Source organism: Flavobacterium sp. ACN2 (assembly GCF_002303885.1).
GTDB lineage: Bacteria > Bacteroidota > Bacteroidia > Flavobacteriales > Flavobacteriaceae > Flavobacterium.
This window is the reverse complement of sequence record NZ_MRCM01000014.1, coordinates 56104-76527: the sequence shown is the minus strand read 5'-3', so window position 1 is coordinate 76527 and position 20424 is coordinate 56104. Positions and strand designations below refer to the sequence as shown.

Here is a 20424-nt window from a genome sequence, read left to right as displayed (position 1 = left end):
CACAGATTAAAAGGATTAAAATGATTTTTACATCTAGTTTGTCAGGCTGAGCGAAGTCGAAGCCCACGTCCAATTGGAACGCCCTTCGACTTCGCTCAGGGTGACAAACTAAAGTTAATCTTTTTATTCGTGGCGGAAAAAAAATAAAATTACCATGCATCAATACTTCTATGCCATTCATTTATTTGTAAACCGAAGAAAATCTCTTTCGGTTTTATTGGCTGTTCTGATGCTTTTGATTTTTGGATTTTTTGCTTCAAGACTAAAGTTTGAAGAAGATATAACCAAACTTATCCCAACCAACGACAAAACCGATGTTACTGCCAAAGTCTTAAAACAATTAAATTTTGCGGATAAAACAACCGTAATTTTTAGCTTGGATAAAAATGGTTCTGCCGAGGATTTAAAAGAAATGGCAACTGTATTTTCAGACAGCGTTTCTAAATCCTGCAAACCATACATAACCGGAATTCAAGGAAAAATTGACGAAGAAAACATTCAGGAAACTGTAGATTTTGTTTACAATAATTTGCCTCTTTTTCTAGATGATAATGATTATGCATCTATTGAAAAGAAACTCCAAAAAGATAGTATTGCGGCAACCGTTCAAGGAAATTACAAATCAATTATTTCTCCATCTGGATTTATAACTAAAGATTTTATTCTTCAAGATCCGTTTGGGATTTCTTTTATCGCTTTAAAAAAATTACAGCAATTAAATATTGGCGACGATTTTACACTCGAAAATGGTTTTGTAATGACAAAAGATAAAAAGAAATTATTGCTTTTTATCACCTCCAATATTCCGTCAAGCGAAACAGAAAAGAATACCATTTTTGCTGAAAAATTGAAATCGATTCAGGAAAATCTGAATACACAATTCAAAGGAAAAACATCTATCAGTTATTTTGGTTCTGCTTTAATTGCCGTTGCCAATGCCAATCAGATTAAAGGAGATATTATTTTAACCACGTCAATTGCGATGTTTACTTTAATGCTAATTCTGATTTTATTTTATAGAAAAGTCTTAATTCCGTTAATTATATTTTTGCCGACAGTATTTGGAGGTTTGTTTGCGGTTGCGTTTTTATATTTCGTCAGAGAACAAATCTCAGCAATTTCATTAGGAATTGGTTCTATATTATTAGGAATTACGATTGATTATTCCATTCACATTCTTACGCATTACAAACACAACAGCGATGTAAAGACGTTGTATAAAGACATTACGATGCCTGTCATCATGAGTAGTTCTACAACTGCCGTTGCGTTTTTATGTCTGCTTTTTGTAAAATCGGATGCGTTAAACGATCTCGGAATTTTCGCTGCTGTTATTGTTATGGCTTCAGCTATTTTCTCTCTTTTGATTATTCCTCATTTATATAAACCAAAAGAAAATCCGGCAGATCATAAAAAGAATGTGATCGATAAAATGGCGCATTTTTCTTTTCACAACAATAAAATCTTAATCGGGCTTTGTGTTATCATTACCATTATCTGCTGTTTTACTTATAATGATGTAGGTTTCAACAACGATTTATCGCAGCTGAATTTTATTCCGAAAGAAATTAAAGCCGCCGAAAAACAGTTGGAAGAAAGCACGAGTTTAACTTCCAAAACGATTTATGTTGCTTCGTATGGAAAAACGATGGAAGAAGCTTTACAGCATAATAGTAAACTTTTTGATGATTTATCTGCAGCAAAAAATCAGAATAAAATTTTAAATTTCAGCTCTGTTGGTGGAATTGTACTTTCGCAACAAGCTCAAATCGAAAAAATTAAGAAATGGAATTCGTTTTGGACTTCGCAGAAAAAACAATTTATAAAATCTGAATTAATTGCTGAAGGCGCTAAACTTGGTTTTAAACCTTCAACTTATAATTTATTTTTTGATCATTTAGATTCTGACTTCAAACCAGTTTCTGCAGCTGAATTTTTAAAAATAAAAGCACTTCAACTACAAGAATTCATAACCGAGAAAAATGGTTTTTACACGGTTTCAACTTTAGTAAAAGTAACGCCAGAACAGCGTGATGTTTTTGTAAAATCGGCTTCCGCAAAGGCAAACGTGATTGCAATCGATCGTCAGCAGATGAACGAAACGTTTTTCAGCACTTTAAAAACCGATTTTAATTCACTTGTAAATTATTCTTTTGTTGCTGTAATCCTGATTCTATTTTTCTTTTTCCGAAGAATCGAATTAGTAATCATAAGCTGTATTCCAATTATTTTGACGGGAATTGTAACGGCAGGAATTATGGGGCTTTTTGGCATTCAAATGAATATTTTCAGTATGATTGTCTGCACTTTGATTTTTGGTCACGGAGTCGATTTTAGTATTTTCATGACCAGTGCCTTGCAAAAAGAATATACTAATGGAGTTAACGAGATTGCTATTTACAGAACCTCTATCATCTTGGCTGTAATCACGACAATTTTAGGAATCGGTGCGATGATTTTTGCCAAACATCCTGCGCTTACTTCCATTTCACTGGTTTCATTAATCGGGGTTTTTGCAGCACTGATTATAACGTTTATCTTCTATCCGATTTTATTCAAACTGTTTTTATCAAATCGCCCGAAAAAAGGAAATCCGCCTTTTCAATTGCGAACTTTCGTTCATGGTGTAATTTCTTTTGCGTATTATGGTTTGGGCGGAATTGTAATGTCGGTTTTCAGTTTTACTATTATGCCGATTTTGCCTTTCAGCAAAAAATCAAAAATGAAAGCTTTCCGATATGTGATTTCAAAATTCATGAAATCGGTATTGTATTCAAATCCGTTTATTCGCAAAAAAGTCGTTAATAATTTCAATGAAACTTTTGAGAAACCAGCCGTAATTATTGCCAATCATTCTTCATTTCTAGATATTCTAGCAATCGGAATGCTAAGCCCGAAAATCATTTTCTTAGTGAGCGATTGGGTTTACAACTCTCCTATTTTTGGTGGTGTTGTGAGAAAAGCAGGTTTTTATCCCGTTTCTGAAGGTTTGGAAGGCGGTGTTGAACATTTACGCAAAAAAGTAGAACAAGGTTATTCTTTAATGGTTTTTCCAGAAGGAACTCGATCAGAAAATAATGTCGTGAAACGATTCCACAAAGGTGCTTTTTTCCTTGCCGAAGAATTTAAAATTGACATTATTCCGGTTGTTATTCATGGTGCTTCAGAGTTGATTCCGAAAGGCGATTTTGTCATTCACCACGGAAAATTGACGGTTACTATTTTAGAAAGAATTGCTCCAGATGATCTTTCTTTTGGAACTAATTATACCGAAAGAACTAAACAAATAAGTACTTTCTTTAAAGCAGAATATCGCAAAATAAGACAAGAACTTGAAGGTCCGGATTATTTCAAAACAATGCTAATCAACAGTTACGACTATAAAGAAATCGAGGTTGGAAATAGCGTGAAAAAAGATTTGAAACAGAATCTGGAAGTTTATTATAATTTAAACAAACACATTGCGCCAAAAGCAAAAATCCTGCATTTAGAAAATGATTACGGGCAATTGGATGTTTTGCTCGCTTTGCAAGAACCACAGCGAAAAATAGTTTCTTTTATAAATGATGAAGAAAAATTGCTGGTGGCCAAAACGAATTATATCGTTACAAAGAGAAAAATAGTTTATCTCGACAAACTTGAATCGGCACTTGAAAATCATTTGGATGTACTTTTAATTTCTGATGAAAGTTATAACGTTGAAATCGAAAAAGTAATTTCGAATGTTGCATTTATAATTTTAATCAATTGTTCTCGTTTGAAAAATCAATTTGAGAATTTTGAAATTGTTTCTGAAGAAAATGCTTTGCTAGTTTTAAAGAAAAAAGAATGAAAAAACAGTACGATGTAGTCATAATTGGCAGCGGTTTAGGCGGATTGGTTTCTGCGGTAATTCTGGCGAAAGAAGGCTACAGCGTTTGTGTACTTGAAAAAAACAATCAATATGGTGGAAATCTTCAGACTTTTGTAAGAGATAAAACCATTTTTGATACGGGAATTCATTACATCGGAGGTTTGGGCGAAGGCCAGAATCTTCATCAATATTTCAAATATATTGGAATAATGGATCATTTGAATCTAAAAAAACTAGACGAAAATGGTTTTGATATTATTTCTTTTGATGACGATCAAACCGAATATCCGCATGCGCAAGGTTTCGAAAATTTCATTCAGCAACTGACGACTTACTTTCCTGAAGAAAAAGAAAATCTCGAACAATATTGCCAGAAAATAAAAACGGTCTGCAAAGCATTTCCGCTTTACAATCTCGAATCGGAAGGAAAATACGATGATGAAATTGTAGCGCTTAACGCGAAAGAAACCATCGATTCGTTTACTCAAAATGAAAAACTAAAAGCCGTCTTGGCAGGATCTAATTTTCTATATGCCGGAATTCCCGATAAATCGCCTTTTTACGTTCATGCGCTTGTAGTCAACTCGTATATCGAAAGTTCGTGGCGATGTGTAAATGGTGGAAGCCAAATTACTAAACAATTGCTAAAACAATTAAAAAAATATAGCGGAGAGTTTTTCAAACATAAAGAAGTCACGAAAATCGAAGTCGAAAATCAAAAGGTAAATTCGGTACAAATGAAAGACGGAACTGAGGTTTCGGGAACGTATTTTATTTCTAATATAGAACCTAAAACGACTTTGAAAATGGCGGGTCAGGAAAACTTTAGAAAACCGTTTTTCAATAGAATTCAAAATCTTGAAAGTGTACTTTCTGCTTTCAGTTTGTATATCGTTTTTAAACCCAAAACTTTCAAATACATCAATCATAATTATTACCATTTTAAAAGTGCAGATGATGTTTGGACCGCTTATGATTACGACGAAAATTCATGGCCCAAAACTTTTATGGCATCTATGAATCCGTCGAAAAAAGACGAAGAATGGGCAGACGGAATGACGTTTTTAACGTACATGAAATATGATGATCTCAAAGCTTGGGAAAACACTTTCAACACCACTTTTGAAGAAAATGATCGAGGAGAAAGTTATGAGGAATTCAAAACCAAAAAAGCAGCTAAATTTTTAGAAGAAATCGAGAAAAAATTTCCTGGAATAAACGAATGTATTAAATCGGTTCATACTTCTACTCCACTTTCCTATCGCGATTATATTGGCGGAGATTGCGGAAATATGTACGGATATGTTAAAGATTCAAATAATCCGATGAAAACTATGATTCCGACTAAAACTAAGGTAGAAAATCTTTATCTTACAGGCCAAAGTATTAACATGCACGGTGTCTTGGGAGTTACGGTTGGAGCGGTCATAACCTGTTCTGAAATTGTAGGAAAAGAATATCTGCTGGGAAAAATTAAAAAAGCATCTGAATAATTGAATCATGAAAAGCCGAATTTTTTATTTCTTCCTTATCGGTTTTTTAAGCTTGATGACTTCCTGCGGTACTTCAAAATCAAAAAAACATATACCAGATATCACTGCTTTTAATTCGACAAAACCTGTTGTTGAAAAAATATCAGACAGTATTTTTCTCTCTGGAAAAAATTCACTTTTAAAAAACAAACAAGGTCTTTGGGAATTATACGTAGAAGGAGATCCGCTAGAAATTGGGCTTTCGACTGGCGCGCTGACTGATTCTCTTTTGCACAAACAGCAGCGTATTTTTTTCTCGAAAATAACCGATTTAATTCCGTCAAAATTCCAGCAGAAAATGCTTCGTCAGTTTTTAAAATGGTATAATCGAAAATTATACTTAAATGTTCCTGACGAATATCAAACCGAAATTTATGGCGTTTCGCAATATACTTCGAATGACTTTGATAATATCGCACCGCAATATCAGCGCAGTTTGTACTTACATGCCGCTCATGATATTGGACACGCGTTACAAGATTTAGCTTTAGTGGGCTGTTCTTCTTTTGCGGCTTGGAACGAAAAATCGGAAGATGGAAATTTAATTCTGGCGCGAAATTTTGATTTTTATGTCAATGACGCTTTCGCGGAAAATAAAATTGCGGCCTTTATCAAACCAAAAGAAGGATATCCGTTTATGATGGTAACCTGGCCAGGAATGATCGGAGCGGTTTCTGGAATGAATTATGAAGGATTGACTGTAACCATAAATGCTTCCAAATCTAAAATTCCGCTTAGTGCGAAAACTCCGATTTCGATCTTGACCCGCGAAATTTTGCAACATGCGAAAAATCTGGACGAAGCCATTGCTATTGCAAAAAAAAGAAAAGTCTTTGTTTCTGAATCGATTATGGTTGGAAGTGCCAATGATAACAAAGCCATTTTAATTGAAGTTTCGCCAAATAAAATGGATGTTTATGATGTTCCAAACAGCGATCAATTAATTTGTTCAAATCATTTTCAGGGTGACGCTTTTGCAAACGATAAACGAAATCTAGAACAAATTGCCAACAGCCATTCTGAATACCGTTATGAAAGAATGCAGGAATTGCTGTCTGAAAATCCGAAAGTAAATCCTGAGATTGCTTCTGAAATTCTTCGAGACAAAGAAGGCTTAAAAAATATTTCTTTAGGTTATGGAAATGAAAAAGCCTTGAACCAACTGTTGGCACATCACGGAATTATCTTTAAACCAAAAGAAAAATTAGTTTGGGTTTCGGCAAATCCGTTTCAATTGGGTGAATTTGTCTGTTATGATTTAAATCTGATTTTTGGTGAAAACCATAATGCAGCAAAATCTTTTCAAAAAGAAAATCTCAATATTGCCAAAGATCCTTTCTTGGAAACCACCGCTTTTCAGAGTTTTAAAAAATTTAAAATTGAAGATCATAAAATAGATTCTATTTTAGAAAAGAAAAAAAACGTTTTTCCCGAGTTTCTTCAGAATTATCAAGCGTTAAACCCTAATTATTGGGTTGTATATTATAAGGCAGGATTGTACTTTTACCAAAAAAAGGAATTTCTTCAGGCAAAGCTTAATTTTGAAAAAGCTTTAAGTCATGAAATCACTACAGTTCCTCAAAAAGAAGAGATTGAAAAATATTTAAAAAAAGTCAAAAGAAAATTACAATGATTCCAGCAATAGAAAAAGATTCTTTAGAAGAGATTAAAATTTTTCAAGAAAAAAAATTAGCCGAACTTTTATCTTATATCAGTGAGAATTCTCCTTTTTATAAAAGCCTTTTTGCAGGACAGAATATTGATATTTCGAAAGTAAAAACGCTGGAAGATTTACAACATTTACCTGTTACAACCAAAGAAGATTTACAGCAATACAATGATGATTTTTTGTGTGTTCCGCAGCATAAAATTATTGATTATGCTTCAACATCAGGAACTTTAGGCGATCCCGTTACTTTCGGTCTAACCGATTCTGACTTAGATCGATTGGCTTATAATGAAGCGATTTCATTTGCCTGCGCTGGAATTGCAGAAGGCGATGTGGTACAGTTAATGACCACCATTGATAGAAAATTTATGGCTGGTTTGGCTTATTTTCTAGGACTTCGAAAACTGAAAGTGGGCGTAATTCGTGTTGGCGCTGGAATTCCAGAAATGCAGTGGGATTCTATTTTAAAATACAATCCGTCTTATTTGATTACGGTTCCTTCTTTCCTTTTAAAATTAATCGAATATGCTGAAATGCATGGAATCGATTATAATAATTCGAGTATAAAAGGCGCCATCTGCATTGGAGAATCTTTAAGAGAACAGGATTTTTCAATGAATATTTTATCTAAAAAAATCACCGATAAATGGAATATTAAGTTGTTCTCGACTTATGCTTCTACCGAAATGAGTACCGCTTTTACAGAATGTGAACATGGAAAAGGCGGACATCATCATCCAGAATTGATCATTGTAGAAGTTTTAGATGAAAATAATCAGCCTGTAAAGAATGGAGAAACTGGCGAACTGACTTTTACTACTTTAGGAATTGAAGCGATGCCTTTACTGCGTTTTAAAACGGGCGATATGGTTCAGTTTCACGACGAGCCTTGCGCTTGCGGAAGAAACACCTTGCGTGTTGGTCCAGTTGTTGGCCGTAAAAAACAAATGATTAAATATAAAGGCACAACTCTTTATCCGCCAGCGATGAACGATGTTTTGAGCAGTTTTGATAATATCGAAAATCATTTGATTGAAATCTCTACTAACGATTTAGGTACAGATGAAATCCTGATTAAAATTGCAGTAAAAAATCAAACCCCAGAATTTTTACAGGAAATAAAAGATCATTTTAGAGCCAAATTAAGGGTAACTCCCAAAATAGAATTCGCTTCAAAAGAAGTTTTAAATCCGTTGGTTTTTAATCCAATGAGCCGAAAACCAATTCGATTTTTTGATTACAGAAACATATAAAAATTTTCCACCATGTAAGTGATATAAGTTCATTTAAAAAGATTGCGCATAACAATGCTTTAATTAAATGAACTTATATCACTTATATGGTTTAATTTCAGCTTCTTAAATGTTTTGCTGTGAATTAAACTAAATGTTGTAATTTTGCAAAAAATTACGAAGATGGTCAAGATTGGCAACATAGAATTACCCGAATTTCCTTTATTACTCGCACCGATGGAAGATGTTAGTGATCCACCGTTTCGCAGATTATGCAAAACGCATGGCGCTGACATGATGTATTCTGAATTTATTTCGTCGGAAGGATTAATTCGTGACGCTATAAAAAGCCGCATGAAGCTGGATATTTTTGATTACGAACGTCCTGTCGGGATTCAGATTTTTGGTGGTGATGAAGAGGCAATGGAAATGTCGTCTAAAATTGTTTCTACTGTAAAACCAGATTTAGTAGACATCAATTTTGGATGTCCGGTAAAAAAAGTCGTTTGCCGTGGTGCAGGTGCAGGAGTTTTAAAAGATGTTGATTTGATGGTTCGTTTAACAAAAGCGGTTATCAAAGGAACTGATTTACCTGTTACGGTAAAAACCCGTTTAGGCTGGGATGAAAGCTCAATTAATATTGATGAAGTTGCAGAAAGACTTCAGGATATTGGTGTTCAAGCTTTAACAATCCACGCAAGAACTCGTGCTCAAATGTACAAAGGTCATTCTGACTGGTCGCATATTGCACGAGTAAAAAACAACCCAAGAATTACAATGCCAATTTTCGGAAACGGTGATATCGACAGTCCGGAAAAAGCATTAAAATATAAAAACGAATACGGAATTGACGGAATCATGATTGGCCGTGCAGCAATTGGTTATCCGTGGATTTTTAACGAAATCAAACACTATTTCAAAACTGGCGAGCACTTACCTGCTCCAACGGTTATTGATCGTGTTGAAGCTGCAAGAAACCACTTAAAATGGTCTATGGATTGGAAAGGCGAGCGTTTAGGAATTGTAGAAATGCGTCGTCATTATACAAACTATTTCAAAGGAATTCATTCCTTCAAAGAATTCAAACAAAAATTAGTTACAACTGATGCTCCCGAAGATTTATTCGCGATTATGAAAGAAATTGAAGAGGTTTACGCGGGATATGAGTTTGTTTAAAAATCTCCATTCTCAATCTTTGTCGAGCTTCTCGTGGAGATTTCTCCTTCGTCGAAATGACAAAAATGTGTGAACTAGTTTCGAAAAGATACTGACACAAAAAAGCCCTTCAAGTTTTGAAGGGCTTTTGTTATTATTATACTTGAACTCGTTTCCATTTTCCTCTTTTATAGAAAAATATCCCAGCCAAAGTTATCGCAGTTTCAGCAACAGGAATAGCAATAAAAACTCCCGTTGGTCCCATATTGAAATGTTTTGCTAATACATAAGCCAGCGGAATTTGAAACAGCCAAAAACCAAAAAAGTTAATTCCAGTTGGTGTCCAAGTATCTCCTGCTCCATTGAAAGTATTGATTAAAACCATTCCAATTCCGTAGAAAATAAATCCTATGCTCATGATTTGCAATGCTTCAATTGCAATGGTTTTTACTTGCTCGTCATTCGTGAAAAACGAAATAATATACTGTCCAAAAACCAACGTAATAATCATAATCGAAGCCATGAAAATTACATTATATCTGGCTGTTGTATAAACCGATTTTTCTGCGCGTTCAATTTGTTTGGCTCCTAAATTCTGTCCAACCAAAGTCGCAGCGGCATTACTCAATCCCCAAGCTGGAAGTATGAAAAACATCATAATTCTTAAAGCCGTCTGATAACCTGCAGAACCATGATCGCCACCCGTCGTCGCAACTAACTGAGCTAAGAAAATCCAGCTACAAGAAGCAATCACGAACTGTAGAATTCCAGGTGCTGCAATTTTTACTAAAGCGCGTATTTGTTTAAAATCGGGAGCAAAATAAGGAATCTTAATTTTTAAAATCCCATTCCCAAAAAACAAATGGTAGACCTGATATAATACCCCAATACTTCTTCCGATAGTGGTTGCCAAAGCTGCACCAACTAGTCCGAAAGCGGGAATTGGTCCGAAACCATTAATTAGAACTGGACATAAAATAATGTTACAAATGTTCGCAATCCAAAGACTTTTCATGGCAATAGCTGCATTTCCTGCTCCGCGAAAGATTCCATTTATTAAGAACAAAAGCATAATGCACAAACTAGAGCCAATCATAATCTGAGTAAATCGGAAACCATGTTCGGCAGATTCTACAGAAGATCCCATCAAAATTAAAATCTCTTTGGCATAAATAACTCCAAAGATGCTCATCAAACTGTTAACTGCAAATGCAATTATGATGGCTTGCATTCCAGCTTTTGCCGCAGCGACAGGATCTTTTTCTCCAATTCTTCGTGCCACAACTGCTGTTGCTGCCATACTCATTCCAATTGCGAGAGAATAAATTACTGTCAATACAGATTCAGTCAAACCGACGGTCTGAATGGCAAAACTGCTATGTTCTAAATGCCCAACGAAATATAAATCGACTAAAGCAAAAACCGATTCCATCATCATTTCTAAAACCATCGGAATGGCTAGTAGAATTACTGCTTTTTTGATACTCCCAGAAGTATAATCAAAAGATTCGTCGCCTTTTAAGGCTTGTTTTAGTGTGGTAAAAATTTTAGAAAAGAAGCTTTTCTTTATAGATGTTTCTGTCATGATATTTTAGGATAAATAATAAAATTGGTCCAGATGTATCTTAATCTGAACTAAAAAAGTAAACGTAAGTATCCTAATTATCTAAAAAAATAAAATAGGATTAGGCAGAAACAATCATATGCTGTAGATTTTCAAGGCAGTAAATATAAGTAATATTTCTAAAGAAGAAATTAATCCAGTAATTTTTTACTTACTCGGCTGCTTGCAATTAATGAAGCAACAAACCCTAATGAAATAATGGTCGTCATTACTATTAGAACATTTTCTATTGTAAAAACAACAGGGTAAGCCAAAGTTGGCGTGATCATGATAAGTTCAAACTTCTGCTGTAATAGGACAAGGATTATACCTAAAGCAAGTCCAATTAAACCACCAAAAACACTCAATAAAGTGCCTTGAAGCAAAAATATTTTTCGAAGTCCAGTGATGTCTGTTCCTAAGTTGAACAGCGTTTTAAGATTTCCTTTCTTTTCTAAAATCATCATAATCAATGCGCCAATCAAATTAAAAAGAGCCACAATAATTACTAATGTAAAAATCAGATAAACTGCAATGTTTTCAGTATTTAGCATTCTATACAAAGACTCGTTCAGTTGTGCTCTATTTTTTAAAGTGATTTTTTCTTTAAAAATAGATTTGAGCTGTGTCTTTACTGCTCCCTCATGTGCATTTTCTTTTAATTTAAATTCAATTCCCGAGATTTGATTTGGTTTGTACATTAGTAATTCTTGTGTCAATCCTAAATCTGCAAATACATATTTTGAATCTAAATCTTCACTAATCGAATAAATTCCAACAGGCAAAACATCGGTTTTAGTGAACGCTTCTTCTGGATTTTCGATTGCGCCTTTTCCTGGTTTAGGAGCAAAAACCTGAAGTGGGTTTTCAAAATCAAGAATTCCCATTGAGAAATTTTGAGCCAATCCGTAACCAATTACAACCTGATAACTGTCTGGTTTGAGCCACTGTCCATTAAAAAGTTTTTTCTTAATATCGTTAACAACTGGATAAACACTATCAACTCCTTTTAGATAAGTAACTTGCTGTTTGTCTTTAAATAAAAACAAAACACGTTCTTCTATAATTTTGGTATAAGAAGCAACACCATTGATTTTCTTAATTTCGTTTTCCTGATCGGGAGTAAGTAAAAAAGACTTTCCATAGGTATTTGTCAATTTTAAGTCTGGATCAATTTCGTTTGTAAACGAAAGACTAAAAACCTTTAATCCGCTAAAAACAGATAAAACCACAAACAAAGCCATTGTTCCAACAATGATTCCCATGCTGGCAATACGATTGATGATATTGATAGCATTGTTTTTACTGCTACTAAAAATATAACGTTTGGCTATGTATAAGGGGAAATTCAAATTATGATTTTCTTCTTTTTTCTAAAAGATCTCTGTTTTCTATTGGGTTTTCTTTTCCTGCAAGTGCATTGTCGATTTTCTCGATGTAATCTAATGAATCGTCTATGAAGAATACTAAATTAGGAACACGGCGCAATTGCAAACGTACACGTTGTGATAAATCATGTTTGATTAAAGTGGTATTGGTTTTAATTGCCTCTAAAGTTTCTTTGGCTTTTTCTTGTGGAAAAATACTTAAATATACTGTCGCCACAGATAAATCTGTAGTTACACTCACTTTGGATACAGAAATTACCAAATTTGTAATTCCGTTTTTTCTCACTTCACCTTGCAAAATGTCAACCAGATCTTTCTGAATAACACCGCCTATTTTTTTCTGTCTATTTGTTTCCATACTGCAAAAATACTAAAATTTAGTCGTATTACATGCTCTTTTAATTGTTTTAAAAGCTGATAAAGGTCATGGCTTTTGAGGGAATTATTCTACATATTTGATATAAATATAAAACTAATCTATCATGAAAAAAAGAGAACCAATTAGTCATATTATGACTAAAACCGTAGTGACTGCAAACGAAAAAGATGATCTTAAAAAAGTAGTCGAAAAATTAAAAGCACATACAATACGTCACATTCCGATTGTAAAAGGTAAAGAAGTTGTTGGAATTATTAGCCGAACTGATATAAACCGATTAACTTTTGGAGCTTTATTTGAAGGTCAGGAAAATGCCGATGAAGCGATATTAGAAATGCTAACTATTTCTCAGGTTATGACTTCGAAACCGAAAACAGTATCATCTGATACCATAATAAGAGATTTAGCCGAAATTTTTGTGAAAGAAGAATTTCATGCTCTTCCAGTTGTTGACAATGGAGAATTGAAAGGAATTGTTACTACAACTGATGTCATGAAATATCTCTTAGAACAGTACGATTAACAAATATTCATCATACATACATTTATTCTTAGAAGTGGCAGAGCATTCTTCTGCCACTTTTGTTTTTTATACAACACATAATTCAATAAATTATACAATTTATTAAACATCATAATAAAAAACTAACCCATATTTGATTATTAAATAATTTTATTATTGTTAAAATTTTACATTTTTTTTGACAAAAATAAAATTAGTACTACTAAACTTAAAAAGCAGTAAATCAGCGTTTCAAAGAAAAAAAGACTCAAGGATTCTTGTAAAAAGAACTTATTCAATTCAAAACTAACAGGATAGAACAGGATACTAAGGGTTTCTGTTATAAATAAGTTTAAACAACTTTAACTAACCGAAATCTATTCTTATGAAAAACAAAATTAGCCATTTGTTAATTTTGATCTTTTCCATTTTTGTGCATCTAACCACACTAGCACAAAACAAAATGGTAACTGGATCAATCACGGATTCCAACGGAATTCCAATTCCCGGCGCAAATATTGTCGTAAAGGGCTCACAAATCAACACCATTTCCGACTTTGATGGAAAATATTCCATAAACGCCAATACAGGAAGCGTTTTAATTTTTAGTTCTACTGGTTCTAAAACAATCGAAAAAACGGTTGAACAATCCTCCATTATAGATATCACATTAAGCGATGAAGTTGCCGAGCTTAAAGAAGTAGTTGTTGTGGGTTATGGAACTATGAAAAAAAGTGATTTAACGGGATCGATCGCACAAATTAAAGGAGATGTTCTTAATACCGTTACCAGTTCTAATCCGTTAGAAGCTGTTCAAGGACGAGCTGCCGGTGTTGCCGTTTTAAACAACGATTCTTCTCCGGGTTCTTCTCCAAAAATAAGAATTCGCGGAAACGGATCTGTCAGTGCAGGCAATGATCCTTTAATTGTTGTTGATGGTTTTCCGCTAGTCAACAGCAACTTAAACGACATTAGTTCTAACGACATTGAATCTATGGAGATTCTAAAAGATGCTTCTTCGGCCGCAATTTACGGATCCAGAGGAGCAAACGGTGTTATCTTGATTACTACAAAAAGAGGTAAAAAAGGGCAAAATAATTTAGAGATCGTTGGAACTCAAGGAATCTCAACTCCTACCCGACTTCCTAAAACATTAAGCAGAGATAGTTTTGTCAATTTTATAAATGATGCCTATACGTATTCTACTGGAAAACCTGTTTACTCTGCTACCAATCCTGCCCCGAACATTAATACAGATTGGCAAGACGAAATTATCCAGAATATGGCGCTTATGCAAAACTATTCTTTGTCTTTTAGTGGAGGAAAAGAAAACACAACTTATCTCCTTTCTGGTAATATTTTTTCGCAAGACGGAATTGTAGAAGCATCTGGTTTTAAGAAACTAACTCTTAGAACCAATTTAAATCACGAATACAAACCTTGGCTTACCGTTGGAACACATTTGCAAGTTGGCCGTTCGCAAAGAGACATTCGAAACAATCCGACTGGAGATATTTTTAGATATGGCTGGCCCACAATACCTGTAAAAAACCCTGATGGCAGCTGGTATTATGCCACAGAAGATCCTGCAGTAAGCTCTTATTTTGAAGGAACTTGGAATCCTGTTTCAGAGGCATCAGAAATGACAAACGAAATTTCTACAGATCGTATTCTTGGCGATGTGTATGCCCATTTTAAAGTTGCAAAAAACTTGACTTTTAAAACCAATTATGGCGTAGATATTTCTAATGAAAAACAATATGAATACTACACTTCAAAATCTACAGCTGGAATTGGATCTGGAAACACAGGAACTGGAGGACAGTATTACAGAAGACAAAGTTCTCAGTTAACAGACAATATTTTAAGTTATGCTAATACTTGGAAAGATAAACATAGTCTTACTGCAACAGCAGTTTATTCATGGCAAGAATATGTTTATGAAGATTTGGGTGTAAAAGGATCTGGTTTCCAAAATGATGCTACAGGAGCACATGATATTACGTATGCAGATCGAGCAAGTATTACCAATTCTTCAAACAAATATTCCAGCAAATTAATTTCATGGACAGCCAGAACTTCTTATGCTTACAACGAAAAATATCTTATAACCTTAACTGGGCGTTATGATGGATCTTCTCGTTTTGGAAGCAACAATAAATGGGGATTTTTCCCTTCTGTGGGACTCGGCTGGAATGTTGACAAAGAAAACTTTCTTAAAGACAGTAACGTAATTTCTGCTTTAAAACTTCGAGCTAGTTATGGTGTTACGGGTAATCAGGAAATTGGTAATTATCAATCTTTATCTAAACTTGTTAAAGCAAATTATGTGTACGATAACAATCCGATTTTTGGATTTGTGGAGACAATTGGAAATCCAGATTTGAAATGGGAACGCAACATTCAGTACAATGCTGGAATCGATTTAAGCTTATGGAAAAGATTTGATTTGAACTTAGATTTTTATCAGAGACAAACTTCAGATCTTTTATACAACGTTCCTATTCCTACCACTTCTGGTTATTCTAGTATGCTTCAGAATATTGGCGAAGTCAAAAATATTGGTTTTGAAGTTACGGCAAGAGTAAAAGTAATAGACTCTAATTTTAAGTGGGATATAAGTGGTAATTTCTCTAAAAACAAAAACGAAATTGTGAGCCTTTACGGAGACGTAAGTCGCATAAATGTTGGAAGTTCTTCTGCTGGAATTGCTAAATATCTAATTGTTGGTCAGCCTGTAAATAGTGTTTGGGCTAGAGAATCTGCTGGTATTATTAAAACGCAGGAACAGCTGACTGCCTATCAGCAAATACGTCCAACAGCACAGCTTGGAGAAGAAATGTATGTGGACAAAAACAACGATAAAATCATTAATAATGACGATTACGTAAATATCGGAACAACTTCTCCTGATTTCTTTTACGGAATATCAACTAATCTAAGTTATAAGAATTTGACCTTAGACATTTACGGACAAGGCGCAACTGGTCTAGCTTCTGATGAAGATAGCAATTATATGATTTTTGGTGAAAACCAGATTCAGAACAGAAATTATATTCCGACTCAATATGCTTATGATAGAATGTGGAGTCCGACAAATCCGTCTGGAAATTTCCCAAGAGCAGGTGCTAAAGATGTGTATCTGTCTGATCGTACAAACGGAGATTGGAATTATTTTGTAGTTAAAAACATTAAACTAGCTTACAATTTATCTAGCGTAATCAAAAGTGTTGATTGGGTAAAACAGTTAAACGTGTATGTGAATGCGCAGAACTTTATCAATATTGCCAACCACAGAGGATATAATCCAGAAAGTGGAAATGTAACTTCTCCTTATGTAAAAACAATGCTGATTGGTTTTACTGCGAAATTTTAATTTAAAAAACTATACAAATGAAAATTCTAAAATATATCTTTTCGGGTTGTGCATTACTGCTTTTTTCACAGTGCACCGATTTGGCTGAAGAACCATTTACTTTCCTATCGCCTGGTAATTACTATAAAAATGCAGATGAATTAAATACTGCTTTGGTAAGCGTTTACGATGGTTATCAAAACGGATTTAATGGCAATTACAAATATATTATGTATTTGGAAGTGTTAACCGAATTTGGTTCGCCCGCTTACGCAAAAGACGATGCCCAACTTTGGAACGTTTGGTCAGACATGAATAATGCTGATAAAATGGTTATTACCAATTGGGATGATGCTTACAACATCATCAACAGAGCGAATTTGGTTATTGGCAGAGGTGCAGATGTTGAAATGGACGAAACGCTTAAAAAAAGATATTTTGCCGAAGCAAGATTTCTAAGAGCGGCAACGTATTACAATTTAGTGCGCATGTACGGCGGTGTCCCAATTCCGGAAACTTTTACAGAAGGTTTAAAAAACTTGGCAATACCAAGAAAAACAACCGAAGAGACCTACGCTTACATTATTGCTGATCTTGAATATGCTGAAGAAAATTTACCTCAAAAATCGGGTTATCAAAGCGACAATATTTGGAGAGCTTCAAAAGGAGCTGCTCAAGCTTTACTAGGAGATTTGTATCTTACTCGAGGAAGCATGACGGGAGATAAAACCTTTTTTCAAAAGTCTAAAGATTATACTGCAAAAGTTATTCAGTCTGGTCAATACGATTTACAATCCAGCTTTAAAGATTTATGGTTTTGGTGGAACATCAACAATAAAAACGGAATAGAATCTGTTTTTGAAATGCAGTATGGTGGTGTCGAAAATGAATACAACAATAACCATGTTATGTTTGGTGTAAATATAACTGAGACGACATTGGGCTGTTATATGTATCACAGATTTGGTCCTTCAATTCAGCATTATCTTTCTTATAGCAATGATGATACTAGAAAAGAAGGTAGTTTTTTAACAAAAGTAAATGTCACTGAAAAAGGAAATTCAAGTCATATTTTGCAAACCATCGAATTTGTTCCAGCTGACAAAGGTTTCTTTCCCGGATCTAAAGGATGGAAAACAGCCTCGCCAGGAAATCTGAAATTTTATGATAGAACCGAAAGTTCTGCTTCGCTAAAAAAGCCTCAGGCAAATTCTTATGTCATTCGTTATGCCGATGTATTACTAGATTATGCCGAAGCAGAAAATGAAATCAACGGTCCTGCTGCCGCTTACGCGTATGTAAACAAAGTACGAAACAGAGCAAAACTATCAGATTTAACTCCAGGCTTAAGCAAAGAGCAATTTGCAGACGCCATTTATAAAGAAAGAGGATGGGAATTTGTTGGTGAAGGATTATTGTTTTTTGATGAATTAAGAACCAATCGTATTGGAAAAAATGTTTCTGAACATGTCAAATACGGAAATGACAACGGAATTAATATGTACGTAAACAACCCTTTACAATTTATTCCTTCTAAAAATTTCTTATTTAAAATTCCGCGATATGATTTAGATTCTAATCCTGCATTAATTCAAAATCCTGACAACGTAAGCAATTAAAACCAGAAAATCCTTTCCATCAGTTTGATGGAAAGGATTTTTTATAGGATAATCTTTTGGAAGAACTTTATCTACTTTGCAGCCATCCTTCTGGATTATTATTTGATGTATTTTGAAGAATCAAGAATTTAATAATTGTTTTTCCTGTATCACCACTTGTTCTCACTTTTCCAATGTTTTGCTTAATAGTCACTTTATCTCCCTGACTCACAGAAACTGAACTTAAGTTCTGATACACGGTAAAAAAGTCTCCGTGCTGAATCACAACTGCTTTATTCACAGGAGATAAAACAATTACTTTAGAAACTTCTCCCGCAAATACGGCTCTAGCACTTGCTCCATCTTCTGTTGTGATCTCAACTCCAGAATTATGAACCGTAATTGACGGATGCAATGGGTGTGGTTGATCTCCGTAACCTAGAGAAATAAATCCTTTTTCAACTGGCCAAGGCAACCTTCCTCTATTTGCTTTAAAATCAGCCGCCAAAACTTTATCTTCTGGAGTCATTGCAATTTTGGAAGACGAAACTGTTGTAGTTTTTGTTTCAGTAGAACCTGGATTTGCTTTTGCTCTTTCAGCAGCAGCTTTTCTATTTGCTTCTGCAATGGCTTCACGAATTAAACGGTCAATTTGTTTGTCGATACGTTTAGATTCATTTTGTTTTGATCGAATATCTGCAGCAATTTTATTTTTATCTTTTTTAAGCGAGTTAACTAATTTTTGCTGCTCTTTTTTCTCTACTTCCAACGTAATTTTCTCTTTCTGGTTTTCAGCAATTACCTTCTTTTTTATTTGTCTTTGACCATCCAATTTAGCATTAAAATCTACTAATTGAGCCGTTTTGGACTGAATTTCAAGACCTTGATTTTTTCTGAAAGCAGTATATTGTTTTAGGTATTGCGCTCTTTTATAAGCTTGTAAGAAACTTTCAGAAGATAAAATGAACATAGCACGACTCTGTTCAGAACGGCTTTTGTATGATTTTAAAATCATCTCGGCATAGTCTTCCTTTAGAACTTTCAATTCTTTTTTAAGTTTATTAACCTGAACCTGATTAATGTACATATCATTACTAATCAGTTTTTCTTGTTTTGCTGTAGTATTGATTAATTTCTCTTTTAGCTTGATTTTGTTTGCCTGAATTAAATATTCATTTACAGCAGATTTCTCTTTTTTTCGAACAGACTGTAGCATCTTTTCGTTATCTCTGATTTCCTGCTGAATTTGAGCTTTACGCTGCTCCAGTTTTTCTTGCTGAGAATCTTGCGCCCATACAAATGTAGTGGCACAAACTAAAACTAGACTTAGGAGAAATTTTGGCATCTTTCTATTTTTATTTTTGCAAATTTACTTAATTGTAACTTTTTTATAACCGCTTGGAACACTATACGGAAAAGAAAGTTCTTCATTAAATGAAATATTATTGTAATTCAAGTTAATACTTGTTTTGCCTTTTGGCTGCACTGCATTAATTTCGATGCTTGTTGGTAAGGCTCCTTGATCAAAATTTTTAGTGTCAGAATACGCAATTTGTAAAGTTCTGTTTTCTGATGGCTGCGAAATTTCTTCTTTCTGAATTAAATATTTCTCTCCGTCTAAGAAAAAGGTTTTTTTCAAATTGGCATCTTTTTCTTCGTCTAGCCTAAAAAGATTATCTACAATAGTTTGAGTATATTTTCCTTTTCTTAAATCATCAAATGCTTCTCCAATCAACAGATTCTGAACTTTAGAATAATCTAAATCTGTTCCTAACCATTTGCTTAAACTAGTAAAATCACCCTCGTAATATGTACTGTTTATTTTCTCATAATAACTTACTGCATCGGGTGTTATTAAAGCTTTAGCCATTGTTATTCCTAAGAAACGAATGCTTATTAAAATCTGTTTATCTTTTTCGATTCTAATCTCAGCCGTAACATTTTGGCTTTGTTTTTCATCAACATATTTTGCACTTGCTTTGATGTATAAAGTCGAAAAATCTAACTTATTATCATAATGTTTTTCGATTACTTTTTTGTCTTCTTTTGGTGCAATTGTCTGGCTTGTATTTCCTTGTACTGCTACTGCTTTCGATTTACATGAAATTACAGCAATAGACAATACTAGTATTGATATATATTTTTTCATCTGAATTCT

13 protein-coding genes are annotated in these 20424 nt (G+C 34.0%); 8 read left to right on the top strand and 5 right to left on the bottom strand.

Going from position 1 to position 20424, the window contains the following annotated elements; genetic code table 11:
- Positions 1–154: 154 nt before the first annotated feature.
- The 5 genes from BSF41_RS16610 (at position 155) to dusB (ending at position 9462) form a co-directional block, all read left to right on the top strand.
- Entirely contained in the window at positions 155–3832 is a 3678-nt protein-coding gene (locus BSF41_RS16610; protein ID WP_095930625.1) for a 1-acyl-sn-glycerol-3-phosphate acyltransferase, read from the top strand.
- Entirely contained in the window at positions 3829–5346 is a 1518-nt protein-coding gene (locus BSF41_RS16605; protein WP_095930624.1) for an NAD(P)/FAD-dependent oxidoreductase, read from the top strand. The genes BSF41_RS16610 and BSF41_RS16605 overlap by 4 nt, the downstream gene beginning before the upstream one ends.
- 7 nt (positions 5347–5353) lie before the next feature.
- Complete coding sequence (locus BSF41_RS16600) at positions 5354–7018, top strand: C45 family peptidase (RefSeq protein ID WP_095930623.1); 1665 nt, start codon at positions 5354–5356, stop codon at positions 7016–7018.
- Positions 7015–8307 (top strand): phenylacetate--CoA ligase family protein, encoded by a 1293-nt coding sequence (locus tag BSF41_RS16595; protein ID WP_095930622.1) that lies wholly within the window; start codon positions 7015–7017, stop codon positions 8305–8307. The genes BSF41_RS16600 and BSF41_RS16595 overlap by 4 nt, the downstream gene beginning before the upstream one ends.
- A 162-nt stretch (positions 8308–8469) precedes the next feature.
- On the top strand, positions 8470–9462 hold the full coding sequence (gene dusB, locus BSF41_RS16590) for a tRNA dihydrouridine synthase DusB (RefSeq protein ID WP_095930621.1): 993 nt from the start codon (positions 8470–8472) through the stop codon (positions 9460–9462).
- A 136-nt stretch (positions 9463–9598) separates the two neighbouring features.
- Here the strand turns inward: dusB and BSF41_RS16585 are convergent, their stop codons facing one another.
- From BSF41_RS16585 to rbfA, 3 genes are all read right to left on the bottom strand, one after another.
- Entirely contained in the window at positions 9599–11026 is a 1428-nt protein-coding gene (locus tag BSF41_RS16585) for an MATE family efflux transporter (protein ID WP_095930620.1), read from the bottom strand.
- Between the two features lie 170 nt (positions 11027–11196).
- Entirely contained in the window at positions 11197–12396 is a 1200-nt protein-coding gene (locus BSF41_RS16580; RefSeq protein ID WP_095930619.1) for an FtsX-like permease family protein, read from the bottom strand.
- A gap of 1 nt (position 12397) precedes the next feature.
- Positions 12398–12790: a 30S ribosome-binding factor RbfA gene (gene rbfA, locus BSF41_RS16575; protein ID WP_095930618.1), complete on the bottom strand. Its 393-nt coding sequence runs from the start codon at positions 12788–12790 to the stop codon at positions 12398–12400.
- A 124-nt stretch (positions 12791–12914) separates the two neighbouring features.
- Between rbfA and BSF41_RS16570 the strand changes: the two genes are divergently transcribed.
- From BSF41_RS16570 to BSF41_RS16560, 3 genes are all read left to right on the top strand, one after another.
- Complete coding sequence (locus BSF41_RS16570; RefSeq protein WP_095930617.1) at positions 12915–13334, top strand: CBS domain-containing protein; 420 nt, start codon at positions 12915–12917, stop codon at positions 13332–13334.
- Between the two features lie 364 nt (positions 13335–13698).
- Positions 13699–16689 (top strand): TonB-dependent receptor, encoded by a 2991-nt coding sequence (locus BSF41_RS16565; protein WP_095930616.1) that lies wholly within the window; start codon positions 13699–13701, stop codon positions 16687–16689.
- 17 nt (positions 16690–16706) lie between these two features.
- Positions 16707–18287: a RagB/SusD family nutrient uptake outer membrane protein gene (locus tag BSF41_RS16560; RefSeq protein WP_095930615.1), complete on the top strand. Its 1581-nt coding sequence runs from the start codon at positions 16707–16709 to the stop codon at positions 18285–18287.
- A gap of 67 nt (positions 18288–18354) precedes the next feature.
- On the opposite strand, the gene BSF41_RS16555 is transcribed toward BSF41_RS16560, so the two are convergent.
- On the bottom strand, positions 18355–19611 hold the full coding sequence (locus BSF41_RS16555; protein WP_095930614.1) for a murein hydrolase activator EnvC: 1257 nt from the start codon (positions 19609–19611) through the stop codon (positions 18355–18357).
- A gap of 24 nt (positions 19612–19635) precedes the next feature.
- Positions 19636–20415: a DUF4292 domain-containing protein gene (locus BSF41_RS16550; protein WP_095930613.1), complete on the bottom strand. Its 780-nt coding sequence runs from the start codon at positions 20413–20415 to the stop codon at positions 19636–19638.
- Positions 20416–20424: the final 9 nt, after the last annotated feature.

Excerpts from the sequence above, each read along its gene's own strand:
- BSF41_RS16605 (WP_095930624.1), top strand. The coding sequence starts at position 3,829 with ATGAAAAAACAGTACGATGTAGTCATAATTGGCAGCGGTTTAGGCGGA.
- BSF41_RS16550 (WP_095930613.1), bottom strand. The coding sequence starts at position 20,415 with ATGAAAAAATATATATCAATACTAGTATTGTCTATTGCTGTAATTTCA.
- BSF41_RS16610 (WP_095930625.1), top strand. The coding sequence starts at position 155 with ATGCATCAATACTTCTATGCCATTCATTTATTTGTAAACCGAAGAAAA.
- BSF41_RS16565 (WP_095930616.1), top strand. The coding sequence starts at position 13,699 with ATGAAAAACAAAATTAGCCATTTGTTAATTTTGATCTTTTCCATTTTT.
- BSF41_RS16585 (WP_095930620.1), bottom strand. The coding sequence starts at position 11,026 with ATGACAGAAACATCTATAAAGAAAAGCTTCTTTTCTAAAATTTTTACC.
- rbfA (WP_095930618.1), bottom strand. The coding sequence starts at position 12,790 with ATGGAAACAAATAGACAGAAAAAAATAGGCGGTGTTATTCAGAAAGAT.
- BSF41_RS16560 (WP_095930615.1), top strand. The coding sequence starts at position 16,707 with ATGAAAATTCTAAAATATATCTTTTCGGGTTGTGCATTACTGCTTTTT.
- BSF41_RS16555 (WP_095930614.1), bottom strand. The coding sequence starts at position 19,611 with ATGCCAAAATTTCTCCTAAGTCTAGTTTTAGTTTGTGCCACTACATTT.
- BSF41_RS16600 (WP_095930623.1), top strand. The coding sequence starts at position 5,354 with ATGAAAAGCCGAATTTTTTATTTCTTCCTTATCGGTTTTTTAAGCTTG.
- BSF41_RS16595 (WP_095930622.1), top strand. The coding sequence starts at position 7,015 with ATGATTCCAGCAATAGAAAAAGATTCTTTAGAAGAGATTAAAATTTTT.
- dusB (WP_095930621.1), top strand. The coding sequence starts at position 8,470 with ATGGTCAAGATTGGCAACATAGAATTACCCGAATTTCCTTTATTACTC.
- BSF41_RS16570 (WP_095930617.1), top strand. The coding sequence starts at position 12,915 with ATGAAAAAAAGAGAACCAATTAGTCATATTATGACTAAAACCGTAGTG.